Annotated in this window: 26 protein-coding genes; 16 read left to right on the forward strand and 10 right to left on the reverse strand. The window is 32.6% G+C overall.

Annotated elements, in window-relative coordinates:
• Positions 1-103 precede the first annotated feature (103 nt).
• Positions 104-1072: an NAD-dependent epimerase/dehydratase family protein gene (locus C3729_RS01405; RefSeq protein ID WP_104792499.1), complete on the forward strand. Its 969-nt coding sequence runs from the start codon at positions 104-106 to the stop codon at positions 1070-1072.
• Positions 1073-1183: 111 nt separating this feature from the next.
• Complete coding sequence (locus C3729_RS01410; RefSeq protein WP_104792500.1) at positions 1184-1936, forward strand: polysaccharide deacetylase family protein; 753 nt, start codon at positions 1184-1186, stop codon at positions 1934-1936.
• Positions 1937-1942: 6 nt separating this feature from the next.
• Here the strand turns inward: C3729_RS01410 and C3729_RS01415 are convergent, their stop codons facing one another.
• Both C3729_RS01415 and C3729_RS01420 read right to left on the reverse strand, forming a co-directional pair.
• Entirely contained in the window at positions 1943-3148 is a 1206-nt protein-coding gene (locus tag C3729_RS01415) for a metallophosphoesterase (RefSeq protein WP_104792501.1), read from the reverse strand.
• A gap of 74 nt (positions 3149-3222) precedes the next feature.
• Complete coding sequence (locus tag C3729_RS01420) at positions 3223-4290, reverse strand: 3-oxoacyl-ACP synthase III family protein (protein WP_104792502.1); 1068 nt, start codon at positions 4288-4290, stop codon at positions 3223-3225.
• 106 nt (positions 4291-4396) lie between these two features.
• Here C3729_RS01420 and C3729_RS01425 point away from each other — a divergent pair, with 106 nt between their 5' ends.
• The 6 genes from C3729_RS01425 (at position 4397) to rny (ending at position 9055) form a co-directional block, all read left to right on the forward strand.
• Positions 4397-4963 (forward strand): hypothetical protein, encoded by a 567-nt coding sequence (locus tag C3729_RS01425; RefSeq protein WP_104792503.1) that lies wholly within the window; start codon positions 4397-4399, stop codon positions 4961-4963.
• A gap of 54 nt (positions 4964-5017) precedes the next feature.
• On the forward strand, positions 5018-5734 hold the full coding sequence (gene ubiE, locus C3729_RS01430; RefSeq protein ID WP_104792504.1) for a bifunctional demethylmenaquinone methyltransferase/2-methoxy-6-polyprenyl-1,4-benzoquinol methylase UbiE: 717 nt from the start codon (positions 5018-5020) through the stop codon (positions 5732-5734).
• Between the two features lie 6 nt (positions 5735-5740).
• On the forward strand, positions 5741-6517 hold the full coding sequence (locus C3729_RS01435) for a porin family protein (RefSeq protein WP_104792505.1): 777 nt from the start codon (positions 5741-5743) through the stop codon (positions 6515-6517).
• 146 nt (positions 6518-6663) lie between these two features.
• Positions 6664-6966, forward strand: coding sequence for a hypothetical protein (locus tag C3729_RS01440; protein WP_069796602.1), 303 nt, complete (start codon positions 6664-6666; stop codon positions 6964-6966).
• On the forward strand, positions 6966-7253 hold the full coding sequence (locus C3729_RS01445; RefSeq protein WP_104792506.1) for a cell division protein ZapA: 288 nt from the start codon (positions 6966-6968) through the stop codon (positions 7251-7253). The genes C3729_RS01440 and C3729_RS01445 overlap by 1 nt, the downstream gene beginning before the upstream one ends.
• A gap of 230 nt (positions 7254-7483) precedes the next feature.
• On the forward strand, positions 7484-9055 hold the full coding sequence (gene rny, locus C3729_RS01450; protein ID WP_104792507.1) for a ribonuclease Y: 1572 nt from the start codon (positions 7484-7486) through the stop codon (positions 9053-9055).
• 274 nt (positions 9056-9329) lie between these two features.
• On the opposite strand, the gene C3729_RS01455 is transcribed toward rny, so the two are convergent.
• Positions 9330-9794 (reverse strand): acyl-CoA thioesterase, encoded by a 465-nt coding sequence (locus C3729_RS01455; RefSeq protein ID WP_104792787.1) that lies wholly within the window; start codon positions 9792-9794, stop codon positions 9330-9332.
• 69 nt (positions 9795-9863) lie between these two features.
• Between C3729_RS01455 and C3729_RS01460 the strand changes: the two genes are divergently transcribed.
• Positions 9864-10211 carry an arsenate reductase family protein gene (locus C3729_RS01460; protein ID WP_104792508.1) on the forward strand — a complete coding sequence of 116 codons (348 nt, stop codon included), beginning with the start codon at positions 9864-9866 and terminating at the stop codon, positions 10209-10211.
• A gap of 49 nt (positions 10212-10260) precedes the next feature.
• Here the strand turns inward: C3729_RS01460 and gcvT are convergent, their stop codons facing one another.
• Entirely contained in the window at positions 10261-11343 is a 1083-nt protein-coding gene (gene gcvT, locus C3729_RS01465; protein ID WP_104792509.1) for a glycine cleavage system aminomethyltransferase GcvT, read from the reverse strand.
• Positions 11344-11443: 100 nt separating this feature from the next.
• Complete coding sequence (gene idi / locus C3729_RS01470) at positions 11444-11953, reverse strand: isopentenyl-diphosphate Delta-isomerase (protein ID WP_104792510.1); 510 nt, start codon at positions 11951-11953, stop codon at positions 11444-11446.
• Between the two features lie 289 nt (positions 11954-12242).
• Here idi and C3729_RS01475 point away from each other — a divergent pair, with 289 nt between their 5' ends.
• Positions 12243-13199: a D-2-hydroxyacid dehydrogenase gene (locus tag C3729_RS01475; protein WP_104792511.1), complete on the forward strand. Its 957-nt coding sequence runs from the start codon at positions 12243-12245 to the stop codon at positions 13197-13199.
• Between the two features lie 37 nt (positions 13200-13236).
• On the opposite strand, the gene mscL is transcribed toward C3729_RS01475, so the two are convergent.
• A complete protein-coding gene (gene mscL / locus C3729_RS01480; protein WP_104792512.1) occupies positions 13237-13626 on the reverse strand; it encodes a large-conductance mechanosensitive channel protein MscL in 390 nt (129 codons plus the stop codon).
• A 135-nt stretch (positions 13627-13761) separates the two neighbouring features.
• Here mscL and C3729_RS01485 point away from each other — a divergent pair, with 135 nt between their 5' ends.
• On the forward strand, positions 13762-15261 hold the full coding sequence (locus C3729_RS01485) for an NAD(P)H-hydrate dehydratase (RefSeq protein ID WP_104792513.1): 1500 nt from the start codon (positions 13762-13764) through the stop codon (positions 15259-15261).
• A gap of 35 nt (positions 15262-15296) precedes the next feature.
• On the opposite strand, the gene lgt is transcribed toward C3729_RS01485, so the two are convergent.
• Entirely contained in the window at positions 15297-16154 is an 858-nt protein-coding gene (gene lgt / locus C3729_RS01490) for a prolipoprotein diacylglyceryl transferase (protein WP_104792514.1), read from the reverse strand.
• Between the two features lie 28 nt (positions 16155-16182).
• The gene (yidD, locus tag C3729_RS01495) at positions 16183-16428 is read right to left on the reverse strand and encodes a membrane protein insertion efficiency factor YidD (protein ID WP_104792515.1); all 246 of its coding nucleotides are present in this window, start codon (positions 16426-16428) and stop codon (positions 16183-16185) included.
• 62 nt (positions 16429-16490) lie between these two features.
• Here yidD and C3729_RS01500 point away from each other — a divergent pair, with 62 nt between their 5' ends.
• Both C3729_RS01500 and C3729_RS01505 read left to right on the forward strand, forming a co-directional pair.
• Positions 16491-16895, forward strand: coding sequence for a hypothetical protein (locus tag C3729_RS01500; RefSeq protein ID WP_104792516.1), 405 nt, complete (start codon positions 16491-16493; stop codon positions 16893-16895).
• Positions 16896-16921: 26 nt separating this feature from the next.
• Entirely contained in the window at positions 16922-18202 is a 1281-nt protein-coding gene (locus tag C3729_RS01505) for a replication-associated recombination protein A (RefSeq protein ID WP_104792517.1), read from the forward strand.
• A 151-nt stretch (positions 18203-18353) separates the two neighbouring features.
• On the opposite strand, the gene C3729_RS01510 is transcribed toward C3729_RS01505, so the two are convergent.
• Entirely contained in the window at positions 18354-18851 is a 498-nt protein-coding gene (locus tag C3729_RS01510) for a hypothetical protein (RefSeq protein ID WP_104792518.1), read from the reverse strand.
• Between the two features lie 80 nt (positions 18852-18931).
• Between C3729_RS01510 and C3729_RS01515 the strand changes: the two genes are divergently transcribed.
• From C3729_RS01515 to C3729_RS01525, 3 genes are read left to right on the forward strand one after another with little or no spacing between them, the layout of a single operon-like run.
• Entirely contained in the window at positions 18932-19291 is a 360-nt protein-coding gene (locus C3729_RS01515; protein ID WP_104792519.1) for a hypothetical protein, read from the forward strand.
• Between the two features lie 52 nt (positions 19292-19343).
• Positions 19344-19610, forward strand: a complete 267-nt coding sequence (locus C3729_RS01520) for a YHS domain-containing protein (RefSeq protein ID WP_104792520.1) — start codon at positions 19344-19346, stop codon at positions 19608-19610.
• A gap of 9 nt (positions 19611-19619) precedes the next feature.
• The gene (locus tag C3729_RS01525) at positions 19620-20309 is read left to right on the forward strand and encodes an SCO family protein (protein WP_260204303.1); all 690 of its coding nucleotides are present in this window, start codon (positions 19620-19622) and stop codon (positions 20307-20309) included.
• A 36-nt stretch (positions 20310-20345) separates the two neighbouring features.
• Here C3729_RS01525 and C3729_RS01530 read toward each other — a convergent pair whose 3' ends face one another.
• A complete protein-coding gene (locus C3729_RS01530; RefSeq protein ID WP_104792789.1) occupies positions 20346-20795 on the reverse strand; it encodes an Hsp20/alpha crystallin family protein in 450 nt (149 codons plus the stop codon).
• Positions 20796-20922: the final 127 nt, after the last annotated feature.

The raw sequence follows: 20922 nt of genomic DNA on the forward strand, positions 1-20922 counted from the left end.
TTTTTCAAAAGACAACAGAATTGAGCTCCGAAAATATTTTAGGTATAAAATTTTTAATAACCCTTTAATTTTTCTAAATTTGTGAAAATCCTAAAATTTAAAAATGGAAACCGATACGCACACGGAAAAAATTCTTATTACTGGTGCTTTAGGACAAATAGGCACCGAACTGACCAATAGATTAGTGGAAATTCATGGCGCAGAAAATGTGATTGCTTCTGGACTAGATAGATGGGACAAGAAGTTGACTTCTGCGGGATTTTATGAAAGAATGGACGTTTCTAACACGCAATTGGTAAGACAAGTTTGTAAAGATTACGAAATTACTACTGTTTATCATTTGGCTTCTTTATTGTCTGGAACTTCGGAAAGACAGCCACAATTTGCTTGGAAACTGAATGTAGAGCCGCTACTGAATTTATTAGAAATGGCGAAAGAGGGTTTGATAAAAAAAGTTTTTTGGCCAAGTTCTATTGCGGTTTTCGGGAAAGGAATTCCAAAGGAAAACGTGGGGCAAGATGTGGTTCTAAATCCTACAACGGTGTACGGGATTTCTAAAATGGCAGGAGAAAAATGGTGCGAATATTACCACGAAAAATATGGTGTAGATATTAGAAGTATCAGATATCCTGGTTTAATTTCTTGGAAAACTCCAGCTGGTGGTGGAACTACTGATTATGCAGTAGAAATCTTCTATGAAGCTATTGAAGAAGGAAAATACAAATCTTTCATCTCTGAAAATACAGCAATGCCAATGTTGTATATGGATGATGCGATTAATGCAACATTGCAATTAATGGATGCTCCATCTGAAAATCTTACGGTAAGAAGTTCATATAATTTGGGCGGAATGAGTTTTACTCCAAAAGAATTGGCAGAAGAAATCAAAAAAGAAATTCCAGGATTTGAAATTTCTTACGAGCCAGATTTCAGACAAGCCATCGCTGATTCTTGGCCAGCTTCTATAGATGATTCTGTGGCGAAAAAAGATTGGGGATTAACCTATGATTTTGGCATTACAGAAATGACCAAAGATATGATTAAGAACCTAAAAGTGAAATTGGGAAAATAATCAGGTGATAGAATTTTAGAATGCTGAGTTCTAGAGAACTTAAATTCTTCACCACAAAATAATTTTAAACTTTGTCTGCAGATTGTAGACAAAGTTTTTTATTTTTACGATATGGTTTTACTTACTTTTAACATCATCGCTCCCGAAATTCCAGTTTCTTATCAAAAAATAGTTACTGAAGAGGAACTATTAAAGATTACAACAGATGGAACACAGAAAATTCTGGAAATTCTAGAAAAATATCAAGTTCACACTACTTTTTTTGTGGAAATTTCTCTGGTGGAAAAGTTACCAGAACTTTTAAAAACCATTGCTAAAAAAGGTCATGAATTGGGTTTACTCAATAAATATTCTTATCAAAAAGAAATAGAAACGGCTAAAGATTTCTTAGAAGAACTGACAGGAAAAATCATCAGAGGAATGAGACAGTTTCCCGAAAAAAGGCTAAGTTCTGAAAAACTCAAAGCCATGCAATTTATTTATCGTTCACCGATGGACTTTTCTAATATTTTCTTTTTTAAGAATACTTTAGAAAGAAAAATTGCTTACGAAGAACATGAAATTATGGTGATACCAGAAAGTGTTTCGCCGTATTCTAGACTTCCGTATAATGATTTTACGTTTCAGATGATTCCTATGAAATTTTATCAAAATATGGTAACGGAAACGTTGCAAAAAGAAGAATATGTGATGATTTATCTTAATTCTTGGCAGTTTGTAGAACTCAATGATAAAAAGTTTGGATTGTCTTTTTACAGAAAATACAATCTTGGCGTACAAATGGAAGAAAAACTTGATCGTTTTCTAAAATTTGTAGAAGAAAATGATTTGGCCATTACCAGAATGAAGGATTTCTTTTTCTAAATTAAATTATACCAATTCTATAACGGTAATTTCTGGATTGATGCCCACTCTTCCAGGATAAGCTATAACTCCGAAACCTCTGTTTACATAGAGATATTTTCCTTCTGATTCATATAAATCTGCCCATTTTTTATATTTGAATTTTACAGGCGACCATTTGATGTTTTTCAAATCTAAACCAAATTGCATTCCGTGAGTATGACCAGAAAGGGTAAGATGAATATTGGTTTTGTGTTTTTTTACCACTTCGTCAAAGTGAGTTGGGTCGTGACTCATCAAAACTTTAATCGCATCTTCAGGGACGCCCTTCAAAGCTTTGTCTAAATCACCATATTGTGGAAAAGGTTTGATTCCCCAATTTTCTACGCCCAAAAGATAAATTTTCTCTCCATTTTTTTCTAAGGCAATATTTTCATTGCGCAGCATTTTAAAACCAGCTTCTTCTTGATAGTTTTTCAAAGTTGGAATGTTTTGCGCTTTTTCTTCTCGAGAATTCCAAGCGCCATAATCGCCATAATCATGATTTCCTAAAATAGAAAATTTTCCATCTTTGGCTTTAATGCTTTTAAAAAGTGGAATAAATGGTTTGAATTCATCAGCATAATTATTCACCATATCACCGGTGAATAAAACCACATCTGCATCTTGTTCGTTAATCAAATCAATCGCTTTTTGTAATTTTTGAGGATTGAAAAAACTTCCACTGTGAACATCTGAAATTTGTACGATTTTATAACCTTTAAAATTTTCAGGGAGGTTTTTAAATCTCAATTTTACTTTTCTTACCGTGTGTCTGTATTTTCCGAAAATTATACCATCTATTACCAATGCTGAGAAAATTCCTGCAGCTGCAAGAGCGGTAGTAGAAATGAATTTTCTGCGCTCAGGGAAATAGTTTTCTTTAGCGGTGAAATATTTAAAACCAAATTCTACAAATCTGGTAAAATCTCCAATCAATAAAAATATTACAGACAATAGTTTCGGAAGAACGAAAATCATCATCGCAGAAACCATTAATTGAATTTGTTGATGGTCTCTAGAAGCTTTATTAAATGTTAAAATCCAAAATAAGATGATACCATAAGCCAAAAGTGTAAAAACCCAATATCCGATTCTGATGTAATTATTGGTAGTAATATTTCTAATCGCTTGATAAACATATATTTCGATGATGAAAAATACAGCGAGTAATATTATAAAATTTGTTTTCATAAATAATTTTTCATAAAAAAAACTCCGACAAGTTAAGTAGTCGAAGTTTTGTATATTTTGTTTCAGAATTCTGATTAAGGCATTTTGTAAACAATACAGTTGATGTTCATTCCTGCACCTACAGAACCCATTACTACGTAACCACCTTTTTTGAAAGAATGACCTTTCATTTCTCCTTTTGCAATTAAATCAAACATCGTAGGAATAGTGGCTACAGAAGAATTTCCTAAATATTGAATCGTCATAGGAGACACATTTTCATCATATTCTGATTTTCCGTATAATTTGTACAATCTAGAAACCATTGCATGATCCATTTTTGCATTGGCTTGGTGCATTAAGATTTTATCAATGTCTTCTATGCCAATTTGAGCATTATCCATTGTTTCTTTTACCGCAGCAGGAACATTTTTGAGAGCATATTCGTAAATTTTACGACCATGCATTCTGATATACATTTTTTCTTGGTCTGCTTCTGGATTAAGCGAATGAGAATTTTCTAAATACAAAAGTTCTTCTGCATTGTCACAAACGGTATTGGTAGCAATAATTCCCACGTTTTCTTGTTCAGATTTTTGTAAAACTACAGCTCCAGCTCCATCTGCGAAAATCATTTTATTTCTGTCAAATGGGTCAGTTACACGACTTAATGTTTCACCACCAATTACTAAAATGGTTTTTGCTTTTCCTAGTTTAATTAAATCGTCTGCTAAAATCATCGCTTCTACCCAACCTGGACAACCGAAAATCATGTCATAAGTGATGCATTTTCTGTTCTTAATGCCCAATTTGTGTTTTACTCTTGCCGCCATATTCGGCATGAAATTCGCCATTCCGTTAGCAGAAACTTCTCCAAAATTACTCGCGAAAATGATATAATCGAGGTCTTCTTTTTCTATTTTAGCGTCATAAATGGCTTCTTTAGCAGCTTGTACACCAAGGTCAGAATTAAATTGGTCATTTCTCAGATATCTTCTTTCTTCAATTTCTGTGATGTCTACAAATTTTTTAATAATTTCTTCATTGGGTTTATCAATAAAATCTCCTGCGTCTGTATAAAACTTAGAGTTGATAAAATGAGAGCCATCAATTACTCTTTCTGGAATGCAACTACCTGAACCTACAATTACTGAACTTGGCATAATTTCTATATTACATTTATAATTAAGGGGCAAATTTATAAATTAAATCATAACAAACGCATAGAAAATAATTATTAACTTTGCAATTCTCAATATTTTTTTAAATATGAAAAAAAATGCTCCTCTTATTGGGCTTATTGTCTCGGCAAGTGTAATGCTAATTGCCTTTGGAATTTATTATTTATTTTTAGCAAAGAAAAATGAATATTTAGTAGATAATCCTACTACTAAAACCTTTTATTTTAAGATTAATAACGGCGAAGAAAAAATCATTACTTCTGGTCAGTTCGTAAAAGTAGACCTTAACAGAGGGAAACAAAACAGTATTAAGGTTTTCGATGATAAAAAGAAGCTTCTTTTTGATTCTGCTTTCAATGTTTCACAATACAGAGGTTTATTGAATATTGCCGGAGAAGAATATTTTGTACACCGTCAGTTTTATGGCTATATTCCTAATAAAGATTCCCTTTTAATGGCGAGTACTTTTGAAATGGACGGCGTAAAACTTCCTGGGCATGTTACCAAGCATAAAAAATTATACATAGAAGATTTTTATTATAATGTAGACGAAGATTATGATAAAGTCATTAAAAATATTGATAAAGTAGAATCTAGAACTAAAATTTATAGAAAAGAAGATTTTAAACTGTTCTACAAAGAAAATTATCAATAATACACCTAGGAAAAAGTTAGCTAAAAATATTACTCAATACTTATTAATAAATACATGCAAGTAAAACCATACAATACCGATCAAAGTAAAAAAACGGAAGTAGAAGATATGTTTGATAACATCGCTCCGAAATATGATTTGTTAAATCATGTTTTATCGATGAAAATAGACGTACTTTGGAGAAATACTTTAGTGAAATGGATGAATAAAGATGCTCCAAAACTCGTACTAGATGTAGCGACAGGAACAGGAGATCTTGCTATAGCTGTACAAAAAGGAACTGGAGCAGAAGTAGTAGGTTTAGACCTTTCTCAGCAAATGCTGAACGTAGGAATTGATAAAATTAAAAAACTAAATTTAGACCAAAAGATATCAATGCAAAAAGGAGATGCAGAAAATCTTCCTTTTGAGGATAATAAATTCGATGCAGTTTCCGTTGCATTTGGAGTAAGAAATTTCGAAAATTTAGAAAAAGGTTTAGCCGAGCTAAGAAGAGTTGTGAAAGAAAATTCTAGCGTTTATATTCTGGAATTTTCAAAAGTAGAAGGGTTTTTAGCGCCATTTTATATGTTTTATTTTAAAAATATTTTACCGCAAATCGGTAAATTAGTTTCTAAAGATAATAGAGCATATACGTATTTGCCAGATTCTGTAAATGCTTTTCCTTTTGGCGAAAAAATGAAACAAATTTTACTAGACACAGGATACAGCAAAGTAGAATATAAAAAACTAAGTTTAGGGATAGCTACCATTTATAAAGCGACCAAATAATCACCCATGAAAAAAACGTTAATCAAAACATTCTCGCTCCTTTTTTTAGGAATGTTTTTGTTTACTCAAGCTCAATTTAGAAACCGAGATAGACAAGATAGAAGACAAGAGCAAGATTCTTATCAATACAGTTATGGTTTTTATTTAAATCTTAACCAATTTGACTATAAACTCGTTCTAGACCCAAAATATGGAATGGAAGACAAAGTAAATCTTGTTCAAACCAAACCTACTTACAGTTTTGGAGCTGGTTTAATTGGGAGAATGAGATTGAATGACAACTTTGATTTAAGAATAGAGCCAGGTTTACAATTTGTAGAAAGAGAACTTACTTTTAATACACAATCAAACGACCAATATGCTGCAGATGCTAGTAATCCTTTTACACCAAAAACGCTTACTGAAGCAGATATGGTAAGAAGAGTGAAATCTACGTATGTAGACATCCCGATTATGCTAGAAATTCATGCAGACAGATGGTATAATTCTAGACCTTATGCAGCAGCTGGACTTAATTATATGGTGAACTTACAGTCTAATTCTAGTGCTACAGATGACAATCAACAAGGAATTTTCAGAAGTACAACCCATAATTTTGCATGGAGCGCAGAAGCAGGAATACAGTTTTATTTCTCAAGATTTAAGTTAACTCCAGCTTTTAGAGGAACCTTTGCCTTTAATAACGAAATTGTAGCAGATAACGCTGGAACGCCACCTTATTGGACGGCAGCAATCTCTACCATGCAAACAAGAGCTTTCATGTTTGTATTGAAATTTGAATAAGAAAAATTTTTCTAAATATTTGATTTAAAGAAGATTCTAAGGAGTCTTCTTTTTTTATTTAAAGTTTTGCTTTAAATTATTATTAAATTTCTGTTTAACTGATTATTTTTTTTATATTTTTGCATTAGTTAGAACTAACACCTGAAATGCTTAAAGAATTAGAGAATAATTTTTCTTTACTTGAAAAAAAGATTTTTGAGATGAATAAAAGTTATCAAAATCTTTTAGAAAAGCATGCTATTCTCTCAGAAGACTTTGAAAATCTGAAAGTTAAATATGAAGAAGAGCATAAGAGAAATCAGGAGTTAACAGAAGAGCAAAAAAAAATAAAATTAATCTCAGCAATATCTGGCAATCCAGACCACAATCGATTGATGAAAAATCATATCAATAGATTGGTCAAAGAAATAGATGCTTGTATTGCACAACTTCAAAATAGTGGCTTGTAATGGAAGTAAGAAGAATTACCATAAACATTGCCGGAAGAAATTATCCTCTTAATGTTCCTGCCGCCGAAGAAGAAACACTTCGTAGAGTAGGGAAACAGATAGAAGGAATGATTAGAGAATTTGAAGCTAATTTTGATGTTAAGGATAAACAAGATGCACTCGCAATGTGCGCCCTAAAATTAGGAGCAAATGCAGAAGTACATCAACTTAACTCAGAAAAAATTATAAAAAATGCTAATGATAGATTAATGCAAATTAATCAGCAATTAGATGAATTAGAAAAGTAAAAACTTTTCTATAAAAACTTGCCTACAATAGTTCTAACACATTACAGGTAAACTCAACGCTAAACAATTACCGAACGAATGTCTTTGCAATGGCGTGCTGCTTTACGCAGATTACAGAGCATAGAAAACAGTTCAAATCGTGTTGATTAGGAGTTTACTCTATATCACTGAACTGTTGTAGGTTTTTTATTTTTAAAAATTAAGTAATTGACAATTAAAACTCGATATATATGGATTTAACCACTATTATTATCGGTGCTGTTTGCCTGATTTTAGGTTTGGTTGCAGGAACGTTGTTCGCAAAAAGTTCCCTAAACTCTAAAGCTAAATTCATCGTGAAAGATGCTAAAAAAAGCGCCGAAAACATTATAGAAAACGCGAATGTAAAGGCTGAAGCTATTAAAAAAGAAAAAGAAGCTCAAGCAAAAGTAAAATTCTTAGAACTCAAATCTCAGCATGACGAAAACATTAACAGTCGTGAGAAAAAAATGCAAGAAGCTGAGAAAAGAATTAGAGACAAAGAACAAAAACTAAATGACGAACTTTCTAAAACCGGAAAACTAGAAAAAGATTTAGAAAGACAAAAAGCAGAGTACGATAAAAAACATGAAATCGTACAGAAAAAACAACAAGAATTAGACGTAGCAATTGCTCAAAAAGTAGAAATGTTAGAAAAAATTTCTAACTATTCGGCAGAAGAAGCAAAAGCAGAACTCGTAGAGTCTATGAAAGCTGAAGCGAAAACCAAAGCTCAGGCTCACGTTCAATCTATCATGGAAGAAGCGCAATTGAACGCTAAAAATGAGGCAAGAAAAATTGTGATTCAAACCATTCAGAGAATTGGTACAGAACAAGCAGTAGAAAATTCAGTGTCTGTATTTAATATAGAATCTGATGAGGTAAAAGGTAGAATCATCGGTAGAGAAGGTAGAAATATCAGAGCGCTAGAAGCTGCAACAGGTGTAGAAATCATCGTAGATGATACTCCAGAAGCTATTTTGCTTTCTTGTTTTGACCCAGTAAGAAGAGAAGTGGCTAGATTATCACTTCACAGATTGGTAACAGACGGTAGAATTCACCCAGCGAGAATAGAAGAAGTTGTAGAAAAAACGCGTAAACAAATAGAAGAAGAAATCATAGAAGTGGGGAAAAGAACCATCATTGATTTAGGAATTCACGGTTTACATCCAGAATTGGTTAAAATCGTAGGTAGAATGAAATTCCGTTCTTCTTATGGTCAAAACTTACTACAGCACTCTAGAGAAGTGGCAAATATCGCTGCTACTATGGCTGCTGAATTAGGCTTAAACGTAAAATTAGCAAAAAGAGCAGGTTTATTACACGATATTGGTAAGGTTCCTGAGCAAGAATCAGAACTTCCTCACGCACTTTTAGGAATGCAATGGGCTGAGAAATTTGGAGAAAATCCAGAAGTAGTAAATGCAATTGGAGCGCACCATGACGAGGTAGAAATGACTTCTTTATTATCACCAATAATTCAAGTAGCCGATGCGATTTCTGGAGCAAGACCAGGAGCTAGAAGACAAGTTTTAGAATCTTATATCCAAAGGTTAAAAGACTTAGAAGCTGCTGCATTAAGCTTTGATGGCGTGTCTAGTGCATTTGCGATTCAAGCAGGTAGAGAATTGAGAGTGATGGTAGAATCTGCAAAAGTAACAGATGAAGTGGCTCATCAACTTTCTTATGACATTTCTGAAAAAATTCAGAATGAGTTAACTTACCCTGGTCAGGTAAAAGTGACGGTAATCAGAGAAACGAGAGCCGTAAATATCGCAAGATAATTACTCTTCAAAATAACAAATTAAAACTCCTTTCAAATTTTCGAGAGGAGTTTTTTTATTGCAAATTTTTACAAATAATAGATTCTGAGAGTGTAAAAATAATTTGATTTAACCTTTCCTGAATTGGGATGAAGAGAAATTCTTTTGATTGAAACTTTCCCAACTTGGGACGGAGAGAAATTGTTTTACTTTAAACTTTCCTAATTTGGGATGAATAGAAATATTTTTGGTTCAACTTTTCCCAACTTGGGACGGATAGAAACTGTTTTGCGGCTTACAAGAACGGTTTCATTTCGTCTTCTATTTGTTTCCTTAGATCCATCAGTTTGATGGCGTATTGTTCCATTTGTTTTTCCTGTTCAGTTTCAGGGATGAATTTGGGAACTTCTATGGTGTTTCCTTCGTCATCTACTGCCACAAAAACGATGATGCAATGTGTTTTTTTCTCAAATTCTTTGCGTTTTATATTTCTAGAAAATACATTGATGGCAATATGCATACTGCTTTTGCCGGTGTAAATTACTTCGGCTTCTACTTTTACAATGTGACCAATTTTTATAGGCGAAAAGAACCTGATTCCACCTACATAAACCGTGACACAATAACTAGAACTCCAAGAACTTGCACATGCATAACCAGCTTGGTCTATCCATTTCATTACGCTTCCACCGTGTACATTTCCGCCATAATTTACGTCTCCAGGCTCAGAAATAAACTGAAAAATAGTCTTGTTGCTCATTTGCTCTAAAATTTGAATAAAGATATTCAATAATTTTTGAAATATAGAGATTAATCTTATTTTTGAAAGATGAAAAAAGTATATTTTTTAAAGACTTGCAGCACTTGCAAAAGAATCATGTCTGAATTCGACTTAACTGATTTTGAACAAAGAGAAATCAAATCAAAAGCTGTTTCTGAGGAAGAATTACAAGAAATGTATGACTTGTCCAATTCTTATGAAGCGCTTTTTAGCAAAAAATCTACTCAAATCAAGGAACGAAATATAGAGGTGAAATCTTTACAAGAAGAAGATTTTAAAAAACTGATTTTAGAGGATTATCGTTTTCTAAAACGCCCAGTTTTTATCATCAGTCAAGAGATTTTTATAGGAAGTGACAAGAAAAATATTGAACTTTTAAGAGAAAAATTAAAATAAAAAAGCAGTTCGAAAAGAACTGCTTTTTGAGTATGTTATAAAAATTTCCTTATACAAATGGTAATTTTACCACTTTAGCAGGAATATTTTTATTTCTGATTTGAATAAAGATTTCAGAATCTAATTTGAAGTAAGGTTTAGCTACATAAGCAAGACCAACTCCTACTTTTTTCAAAGGACTCATGGTTCCAGAAGTTACTTTCCCGATTTCATTTCCTTTTGCATCTACCACCAAATAATCATGTCTAGGAATGGCTTTTTCCTGCATTTCGAAGCCTACTAATTTTCTAGAAACGCCTTCTTCTTTTTGTTTTAAAAGGAATTCTTTATCTACAAATTCTTTGTCGAATTTAGTAATCCAGCCTAATCCAGCTTCTAATGGAGAAGTGGTATCATCAATATCATTTCCGTATAAACAGAAACCTTTCTCTAGTCTCAAAGTATCTCTAGAAGCCAAACCACAAGGAATAAGTCCGAATTCTTCCCCTGCTTTTGTCAATTCATCCCAAAGTTTTTCTGCATTTTCGTTTCCGAAATAAATTTCAAAACCGCCACTTCCTGTATAGCCAGTGTTTGAAATAATTACATTTTCTACACCTGCTACAGTTCCTACCGTAAAATGATAGTAAGGAATTTCAGAAAGATTGGTGTCGGTAAGTTTTTGAAGGGTTTCTACAGCTTTCGGACCTTGAATCGCAATAAGAGAAGTTTCATCTGAAATATTGCTTAATTGAGCTCCGAATTTTTCATTATAATGAGAAAAGTGATTCCAATCTTTTTCGATGTTAGAAGCGTTTACTACTACAAAATATTTTTCGTCATTCATTTTATAAACGATTAAATCGTCTACTATTCCGCCTTTTCCATTCGGTAGACAAGAATATTGTGCTTGTCCGTTCGTCAGTTTTTCTACATTATTGGATGTGATAAATTGGAGTAAGTTTTTAGCTTCTGATCCTTCTACATAAAATTGTCCCATGTGTGAAACATCAAAAATTCCTACTTTTTCGCGTACAGCAAAATGCTCTTCTGTAACGCCAGAATATTGTACAGGCATTTCAAAACCTGCGAAAGGAACCATTTTAGCTCCTAAAGAAACGTGCTTGTTATACAGCGCTGTTTTTTTATCCATTTTTTATTTTTTTAACTTGATAAAAGATATTATTTAATTTTTAACCTTTGCCTCTACCTTTACCTTTACCTTTACCTTTACCTCTACATCTACCTCTACCTTAAAGATGATGCTTGTATTCTTCTAAAATGATTTTAAACCATTCAGTAAAATGTTCAGGGTTTTGTTTCATTTCTTGGTCTAAATTTTCCATAGAAATATATCTTACTTCGGCTACTTCTTCTAAATTGAGTTGAAAATCTCCCTCGTAATTTCCTACGAAAACATGGTCTAATTCGTGCTCCCAAAGATTTCCACCTACATCTGCTTTATAAATAAAATAGAATTTTTCAGAAATTTCTGTATCTATTCCCAATTCTTCTTTTAATCTTCTTTTGGCTGCTTCTTCATAGGTTTCATTCGCTCTAGGATGGGAGCAACAAGCATTCGTCCATTGATTGGGAGAATGGTATTTTTCGGCAGCTCTTTTCTGGAGTAGCATTTCGCCTTTTGAATTAAATAAAAATACAGAAAACGCTCGGTGCAACAAACCATTGATATGTGCTTGCTGTTTTTCCATCAAGCCTAGAACTTCATCATTTTCGGTAACTAAAACTACTTTTTCTTCCATAATTGTTCGACTTCTCAAATTTAATGATAATCTACGAGATAAAGAATTGATTTTAGAAATTTGAATTTTTTATACTTTACATAGCTTTTTTGTGCGTAAAATTTTTAAAAAACCTTTATTAATTAGGGATTTAATATCTATAATTTTCTCTAACTTTGCAACTTGAAAATCAGATATTGGAGCATAATATACAAATGCTGCGGCTGAAATTCTTGTTAAAGACAAAATTTTTGAGCAACAAGAATTTATAGATTCTAAATTTTTAACGATTAATCTAAAAAAAATATAAATGAAGGTATTAGCAAATGATGGATTGACACTATCAGGAATCAATGCTTTAGAAGAAAAAGGATTCACGGTAATTACAGAAAAAGTTCCTCAAGAAGAACTTGTTTCTTACATCAATGCAGAAAAAATCAGCACACTTTTGGTAAGAAGTGCAACTAAGGTGACTAAGGAAATCATAGATAACTGCCCATCTCTACAAATCATAGGAAGAGGTGGAGTAGGAATGGATAACATAGAAGTAGCATACGCTAGAGAAAAAGGACTTCATGTAATCAATACACCAGCTGCTTCCTCTGAAAGCGTGGCAGAATTGGTTTTTGCACATTTATTTACAGGATGCAGATTTTTACAAGATTCTAATAGAAAAATGCCTTTTTCGGGTCAAGCAGAATTTGCGAAACTTAAGAAATCTTATGAAAAAGGTTTAGAATTAAGAGGGAAAACCATTGGTATTGTTGGATTGGGTAGAATTGGTCAAGAAGTAGCAAGAATCGCGCTAGGATTAGGAATGAAAGTAGTTGCTTCTGATGTAATGATTGATAAAACAAGTGTAAGAGTAGATTTCTATAACAATCAATATATCGATATAGAAATTGTAACCGAACCTTTCGGTGAAGTGATAAAAAAAGCGGACTTTATAACGCTTCATGTTCCTGCTCAAAAATCTGCGATTATCGGCAAAGAAGAAATCGCTAAAATGAAAGATGGAGTAGCGTTAATCAATTGTGCAAGAGGTGGCGTAATAGATGAAGAAGCCTTAATAGAAGCATTAGACGCGGGTAAAGTTTCTTTTGCGGGATTAGATGTTTTCGTAAATGAACCTACACCATCAGAAAAAATTCTTACCCATCCTAAAATTTCATTAACACCTCATACTGGAGCGTCTACGTTAGAAGCTCAAGACAGAATTGGTGAAGAATTGGCGATGCAGGTTGCAAGTATTTTAAAAATTTCATAATAAAAAACTCCGAAAATTTTCGGAGTTTCTTTTTGTATTAAATTTTTGATTTGTTTTTTAATAAATCTCTTATTTCTGCTAAAAGTTCTTCTTGTGTTGGTCCTGCAGGTGCAGATGGAGCTGGTTCTTCTTTCTTTTTCATCGTATTAATTACTTTTATTAATAAAAAGATGACAAAAGAAATGATCAAAAAGCTGAGTACAGCAGCAAGGAAATTACCATATAAAATTCCACCATCAGTTTTTAATTCTTGGATTTTTTCTAAGTTTGCAGCCTTTAGAGCTGGTGTTAGTAAAGCAGGTGTGATGACATCATCTACCAATGAACTAACGATTTTTCCGAAGGCAGCACCTATAATTACTCCTACTGCTAAATCCATTGCATTTCCTTTAGCAATAAATTCTCTAAATTCTTTTATTAATCCCATAGTTTTATAATTTATATTTTAACAAATGTAAAAATTTAATCTAAACATTCTTTGAAATTTGTTAAAAATTTTAGATAAAAACAGTCTCTATATTGATTAGTTTTTGTTGTAAATTTGTAAAACACAATCCCTGTTATGAAAATTTTTTCAGCTGCTCAAATTAAAAATGGAGATTTATTTACCATCAAAAATGAACCCATTGCTTCTGTTCATTTAATGGAAAAAGCAGCGATGGCTTGTACAGATTTTATTCACCATAAGTATCTTAAAACGCAAAATATTCTTATTTTTTGTGGTCATGGAAATAATGGAGGAGATGGTTTGGCAATAGCCAGATTGCTTTATCAAAAAGGTTTTGATGTAGATGTATTTATGGATAAATCGAAAAAGGAATTGTCTAAAGATGCGGAAATCAATCACCATAGATTAAAAGAGTTTTTAGGAATCAGAATTCTAGATTTTACCGATTTTAATGAGAGTTTCATTAATGAAGATTCCATCATTGTAGATGCTTTGTTCGGTACAGGATTGAACAGAAAAATCGAAGGTGAAGTAGCCAAAATCATTCTAAAACTCAACCAAATTCATGCTCATAAAATTGCGATTGATATTCCTTCAGGAGTCTTTGCCGATGGAAATATGCCCGAAAATGCGGTCGTTTTCAAAGCAGATGAAACTTTGTCTTTACAGTTCTGCAAACAATCATTTTTGCATCCAGAAATCAGCGAATATTGTGGTAAAATTCATATTTTAGAAATCGGAATCAGTAAAAAATATATAGAAAATACTGAAACGCCACATTATATTATAGACGAGGAAATTATAATAAAAATTTATAAAAAAAGAAAAGATACTTCTCACAAAGGAAATTATGGCAAAACATGCATTGTAGCGGGAAGTTTTGGGAAAATTGGAGCTGCGGTTCTGGCCACGAAATCAGCTTTGTATTCCGGGAGCGGATTAACCTATGTTTTGGCGCCAAAATGCGGTTACGAAATTCTGCAAACCACTTGTCCAGAAGCCATGTATTTATACGGTGGAGAAGATTTTATTAAAAATTTTTCGGTAGAGAATGATTTTACGAATGGAATAGGTCCTGGATTGGGAACAGATTACGAAACTGAGGAAAAATTAATGCATTTTCTCAAAAATTATAATGAGCCATTGGTTTTAGATGCAGATGCGTTGAATTTGATTTCCAAAAATCCAGAAAATTTAAATTTAATTCCAAAAAAATCAATTATTACGCCTCATCCTAAAGAGTTTTCTAGACTTTTTGGAGAATCCAAAGATTCTTTTGAGCGATTAGTATTAGCCAAATCAAAGGCAAAAGAATTGAATATTTATATCGTTCTCAAAGGTCATCATACCCAAATCATCACTCCTGAAGGAAACGTATTTTATAATATTACAGGAAATTCTGGCTTGGCAAAAGGCGGAAGTGGAGATGTTTTGTTGGGGATTATCACCTCGTTTTTAGCACAAGTTTATTCGCCTGAAAATGCAGCGATTTTTGGTGTTTGGCTTCATGGGAAAGCTGCGGATTTCACCGCCGAAAAATATTCTAAAGAAGCGATGCTTGCTTCAGATGTCATTCAGCATATTGGAGAAGTCTTTAAATATTTACAAAAATAAAGGGAAACAATTTACTGTTTCCCTTTTTTATGATGTTAGAATTTGTCTTCGTATTTGAAATTTTTAGAATAAAGCATTACCGCTAATCCTATAATGACCAGTGGAATTGATAAAACCTGACCTGTATTGAGAATTCCAAGGGTAATTTTTTCTTCTCCTTGAGGTTCTTTTAAGAATTCTACTAAAAATCTGATGGTCCAAAGTACAGCAAAGAAAAACCCGAAAAGCCAACCTTGACTGTATTTTTTCTTCGTGTAAAGATAAATTCCCCACATTACAAAAAATAATGCTAAATAAGAAAATGCCTCAAACAATTGAGTAGGATAGCGTGGAACAATTTCTCCGTATTCCATACTTTGTTGATGAAATAATACAGCAAATGGTGAATCTGGTGCTGGTTTTCCTACGATTTCTGAGTTGAAAAAATTTCCCATTCTGATAAAAAATCCAGCTAAAGCCACAGTAATCGCCAATCTATCTAATAACCAAAGTGGATTTTTCTTCAAAACTTTTATCGCAATAATAATGGTAGAAACTACCAAAACAATCGCCGCACCGTGACTTGCAAGTCCTGAAAATCCCGTGAATTTAAATTCTGGAACCGTCTGAATAGGCAAGAAAACACTCCAGAAATCTTGTTTAAATAATTCTGGTTGATAGAAAATTACGTGACCTAATCTTGCGCCGAGAATCGTTCCGATTAAAGTCCAAGTGAAAATGGTGTCTAAACTTTTTTCGCTTTCGTGGTCTATTTTAAACATTTTTACAAATAAATAGTAACCAATTCCGAATGCTAAAACAAACATTAAACTGTAATAGTGTAAGGTAAAAGTCCCGATTTCTATTCCTTTAGAAGGATCCCAAGTGAAATATAATAGCGTAGCTAAATTCATATATTTTTATTGATTTGTTAGTATTTTTTTAATGTTGATGCTCTTTTTTGGGCGGAACAGGATCGTAACCGCTTCCTCCCCAAGGATGACAGCTAGAAATTCTCTTTGCACTGAGATAAATTCCTTTAAAAAATCCGTGAACTTTTAATGCTTCCAAGGTATAATGCGAACATGTTGGCTCATATCTGCAATTTTTTCCCAACCATGGAGAAATTCCGTATTGATATATTTTGATCAATACAATGAGCGGAAATATGAGAATTTTATTGAGCATTACCTTGCAAAAATAGGATAATAATTGATAAATTTGAAATTTAAGAATTCAAAATATTCTCCATGACAGTTAATTACAGCAAAAAGAGACTTTTTTTCAATTTATTTTTAGGAATTCTCTGGTTTTTTATTGGCGCAAGTTATTTAGTTGGCGAAGAAAAACTGATGTGGCATCATTATGGATTTGTAGTTATAGGATTACTTTATTTGTCGACTTTCTTATTTGAATTTTTCAAAAAATATTTTAAAATTACTTCTCAAGAAATCGTTTTGTTTGGACTAAAAAATAAAAAGATAGCTTTTAAAGATTTACTGGAAATCAAATATTTTGCAGGAGATTATATTTTGAAAGATAAAAACCAGAGCATTAACATTGTCAAGACACAAATAGAAAAAAATCAATTAGAAGATTCTGAAAATATGTGGAACGAAGTAAAATCTACTTTTGAAAATTCGACTCAGCCTTAACCTTAACCTTAACCTTAACCTCAATTTTGAACCCAAACATACCTTTAGCCGAAAAACTCAGACCTAAAACACTCGACGAAGTTTTAGGGCAAGAACATCTTTCTGGAAACAACGGAACCATCCGTAAAATGCTAGAAAATGACACGCTCAATTCTCTCATTTTATGGGGACCTCCCGGAACTGGAAAGACTACTTTGGCAGAAATTATTTCTTCTACTTCTGGAAGGAAATTTTTCAAGCTTTCGGCGGTTTCTTCTGGAGTAAAAGAAGTGAGAGAAGTGATAGAAGATGCTAATAAACAGAATCTTTTCACAGGGAAATCACCGATTTTGTTCATAGACGAGATTCACCGTTTTAATAAATCTCAACAAGACTCACTGCTTCAAGCGGTGGAAAAAGGTTGGATAGTCTTAATTGGAGCCACTACGGAAAATCCAAGTTTCGAAGTGGTTTCGGCGTTGCTTTCTCGTTCACAAGTGTATGTTTTGAAGTCTCTAAGTTTTGAAAAATTAGAAGAACTCGCAGAAATAGCGCTTTCCAGATACAATGAAGAAGAACAAACACATTTTACACTCAAAGAAAAAGAAGCGCTGATTCAATATTCTGGTGGCGATGCTCGAAAACTCATTAATTCTATAGAATTGGTTCTCAATCAATTCAAAAATGTAAAAGAAAAAGAAATCACCAACGAAGATGTACTTTCGGTTTTACAAGAAACGATGGCGCTTTATGATAAAAATGGGGATCAGCACTATGATATTATTTCGGCGTTTATCAAATCTATGCGCGGTTCTGACCCAAATGGAGCGGTATATTGGCTTGCCAGAATGATTTCGGGTGGTGAAGATGTAAAATTTATAGCACGCAGAATGCTCATTTTAGCAGCTGAAGATATTGGTTTGGCAAATCCAAATGCTTTGACGGTTGCCAATAATTGCTTTCAAGCGGTAAATGTCATTGGAAATCCTGAATCTAGAATTATTTTGAGTGAAACAGCGGTTTATTTGGCTTGTTCACCGAAATCTAACTCTACTTATAAAGCGATTGATGCTGCTCTTGCTGTTGTAAAACAAACCGGGAATTTGCCAGTTCCGTTGCATCTGAGAAATGCACCTACAAAACTGATGAAAGACTTAGATTATGGCAAAGAATATCAATATGCCCATTCTTACGAAGGAAATTTTGTAAACCAAGAATTCTTGCCCGATGAAATTTCTGGAACGCAATTCTATGTTCCTGGCGAAAACGCTACAGAAAGAAAAATCCGCGAAGAATTGCAAAAAAAATGGAAGGGAAAATATTCTTAGGAAGCTAGATGATAGAGATTAGATTTTTATGAAGCGTTCCATAGGAACGCTATATGTGTAGAAAATTTTCCCAAATAAAATAAGTTCCATAGGAACGAAAGGTTTGTAGAAATAATGACCAACTAGAAAGGCGTTCCGTAGGAGCGCTATATTATTTTTTCAAAGAATACATTAAATTAGTAATTCGCAAAAAAACGCCATCAAAACCTTTTCCTGTTTGAGGGTTGTTTCTCGTAATCACATTGTATTTCCCGTTATAATAATATTGAAATCGATATTTTATACCATCATCAACTGCATTTTCTTTATATCCTTCTAAATTTTCAAAGTTTAACTCTTTAAGTTCTTTGATGAATTTTTCATATTTTTCTCTACTGATATTAACCTTTGAAGTTTTTACCTTTTTAAATTCTTTTTCTAGATAATAAACCGAATAAACATCATTTTTGTTTTCAATCACAAGAATATCAGAACTTCCAGACATTTCAACTTCCGAGATTAGTCTGAAAATTTCAGTGTCATTAGTTTCAATAATTTCTTCTAATGATTTGTCTAAATTAAATATTTCATCATTTTTGCTAATGTAATTTGTTGATTTGCAAGAATTGAATGTTAAAATAGTGATGACTAAGAAGAGGAAATTTTTCATGGATTAAAAGCTTTAATCAAAGTTACAAAAATCACAAAGAGTTATATTTAAAATTCCTTAAATTTGTTATTCTTTAAAAAATGAGAATTGTAATTGCTATATTTTTATTTCTGGTGATGTCAGTACGTTCTGTGCTGCCATTATTAGATTATGTGGTGAATTACAACTATATTTCTACTCAGCTTTGCGAAAACCAATCTGAGCCTGATTTGCGATGCAACGGAAAATGCTACGTGAAACACGAAATGGCAAAATCTTCTGAAAATGAGTCGACAAAAATTCAGAAAGTGGAGTTTTTACAATTATTTCTTCCTACGGAAAGTTTAGTGATACAAGAACAGGAACATCAGGATTTTTCAAAAACGAAAGTTTTTATCCATCACTTTAATTTTACTTTTCAAGATTTTTACCCTGAGTTTTTTCATCCACCTTTAGTTTGAAATTAATTTTCGTACTTTTATTCAATTAATTTTAACTTAAAAAAATCAAAAAATGAAATATACATTAACCGTTGCTTTTGTAGCAATTTCTATATTATCTTCTTGTCAACAGACTCCAGAAACCAAAAAAGTTCATGATCATAAAAAAACTACCCAAAAACTAGACGTAAAAGTGGTGAACGAAGAAGACCCAATTTGTGGAATGAAAACAGCACAGTTTTTAAAAGATACTGCTGTTTATAAAGGAAAAACCTATGGTTTCTGCAATAAACTTTGCAAAGAAGAATTCAAAAAAAATCCAAAAAAATACGCGAAATAATTTCTGAACATGACGAAACCTAAAAAAGCGTCTGGTTTTGGAATGAATAAAATGCTGGTATACCAAATGATAGCTTTAGTGGCTATTGTTCTGGCATTTATCGCAGGAAATTACTTTTTCAAGAAAAGTCTTCATACGGTAATGAAGGCGCCAAATTTTGAATTAATCGACCAGAATAATCACAGAATTTCAAATACAGATATGCTGGGAAAAGTCTATGTAGTAGAGTTTTTCTACGCGAGATGCCCTACAATTTGCCCGATTATGAATAACAATCTGAAATTCGTAGATAAAGCGATTAAGAGCAAAGATTTTGGAATTATTTCCATTTCTATAGACCCAGAAAATGACACGCCAGAATTTTTAAAAGCACATGCCAAAAAACTTGGAGTTACCAATCCCAATTGGCATTTTTTGACAGGAAATAGAGATTACATCGGTGATTTAGCCAATGAATTTGATATTTATGTAGGCGATAAAGATGACCAATCAGAAAGTCTTAATCACAGCGGAATGCTGGCTTTGGTAGACAAAGAAGGCAATGTGAGATGCAGATTTGGAAAAGATGGCATGCCAATTCTTTATTACTCTGGATTGAATTATGATGATCAAGAAGGGAAAAATGCGAGTTTAAAAGGCAAATTCCAGCCAGACAGAAAATTATTGATAGAAGATATTCAGACACTTCTAGAAGAATAAAAAAACGGTGAGAAATTTTCTCACCGTTTTCATTTGTTATTTAATTTCTATGGATTTCACTTCTTTTTTAGCGTTTTCTCTTTTAGGAACCGCCAATTTCAGAATGCCGTTGTCATATTTTGCTTCGATGTGTTCTACATCTACAATATCAGAAGGCATGGTAAATGAACGGGTGAATGATTGATAATTAAATTCTCTTCTGGTGTAGTTTTTCTTCTCATCTCTTTCTTCGTTTTCGGTTTGAGATTCCGAAGAAATGGTGAGAATATTTCGATCGATGTTAATTTTAAAATCTTCTTTTTTCAATCCTGGAACCGCCATTTCAATTTCGTAATGGTTATCGGTTTCTTTCACGTTTACAGAAGGCATAGTAAATCCCATTTCTGTAAGGTTTTTTTCATTCCAGTTAAATAAATCTTTGGTAAAAAAATCATCAAAGAAACTATTTAACCCTGTCATTGGATTTCTTTTCATTAAAGTTGACATTTTTTTAAGTTTTAAGGTTAAACTTCCGTGATGAAACAGCAATAAAAAATCGCTGAATTTTCAAAACAAAATTACAGCGATTAAAAGATTTTAGAAAGTGTTTTTAGATAAATTTAGATTGAAAATT

Origin of the sequence: Cloacibacterium normanense (assembly GCF_002943105.1) — a bacterium.
Lineage (GTDB): Bacteria > Bacteroidota > Bacteroidia > Flavobacteriales > Weeksellaceae > Cloacibacterium.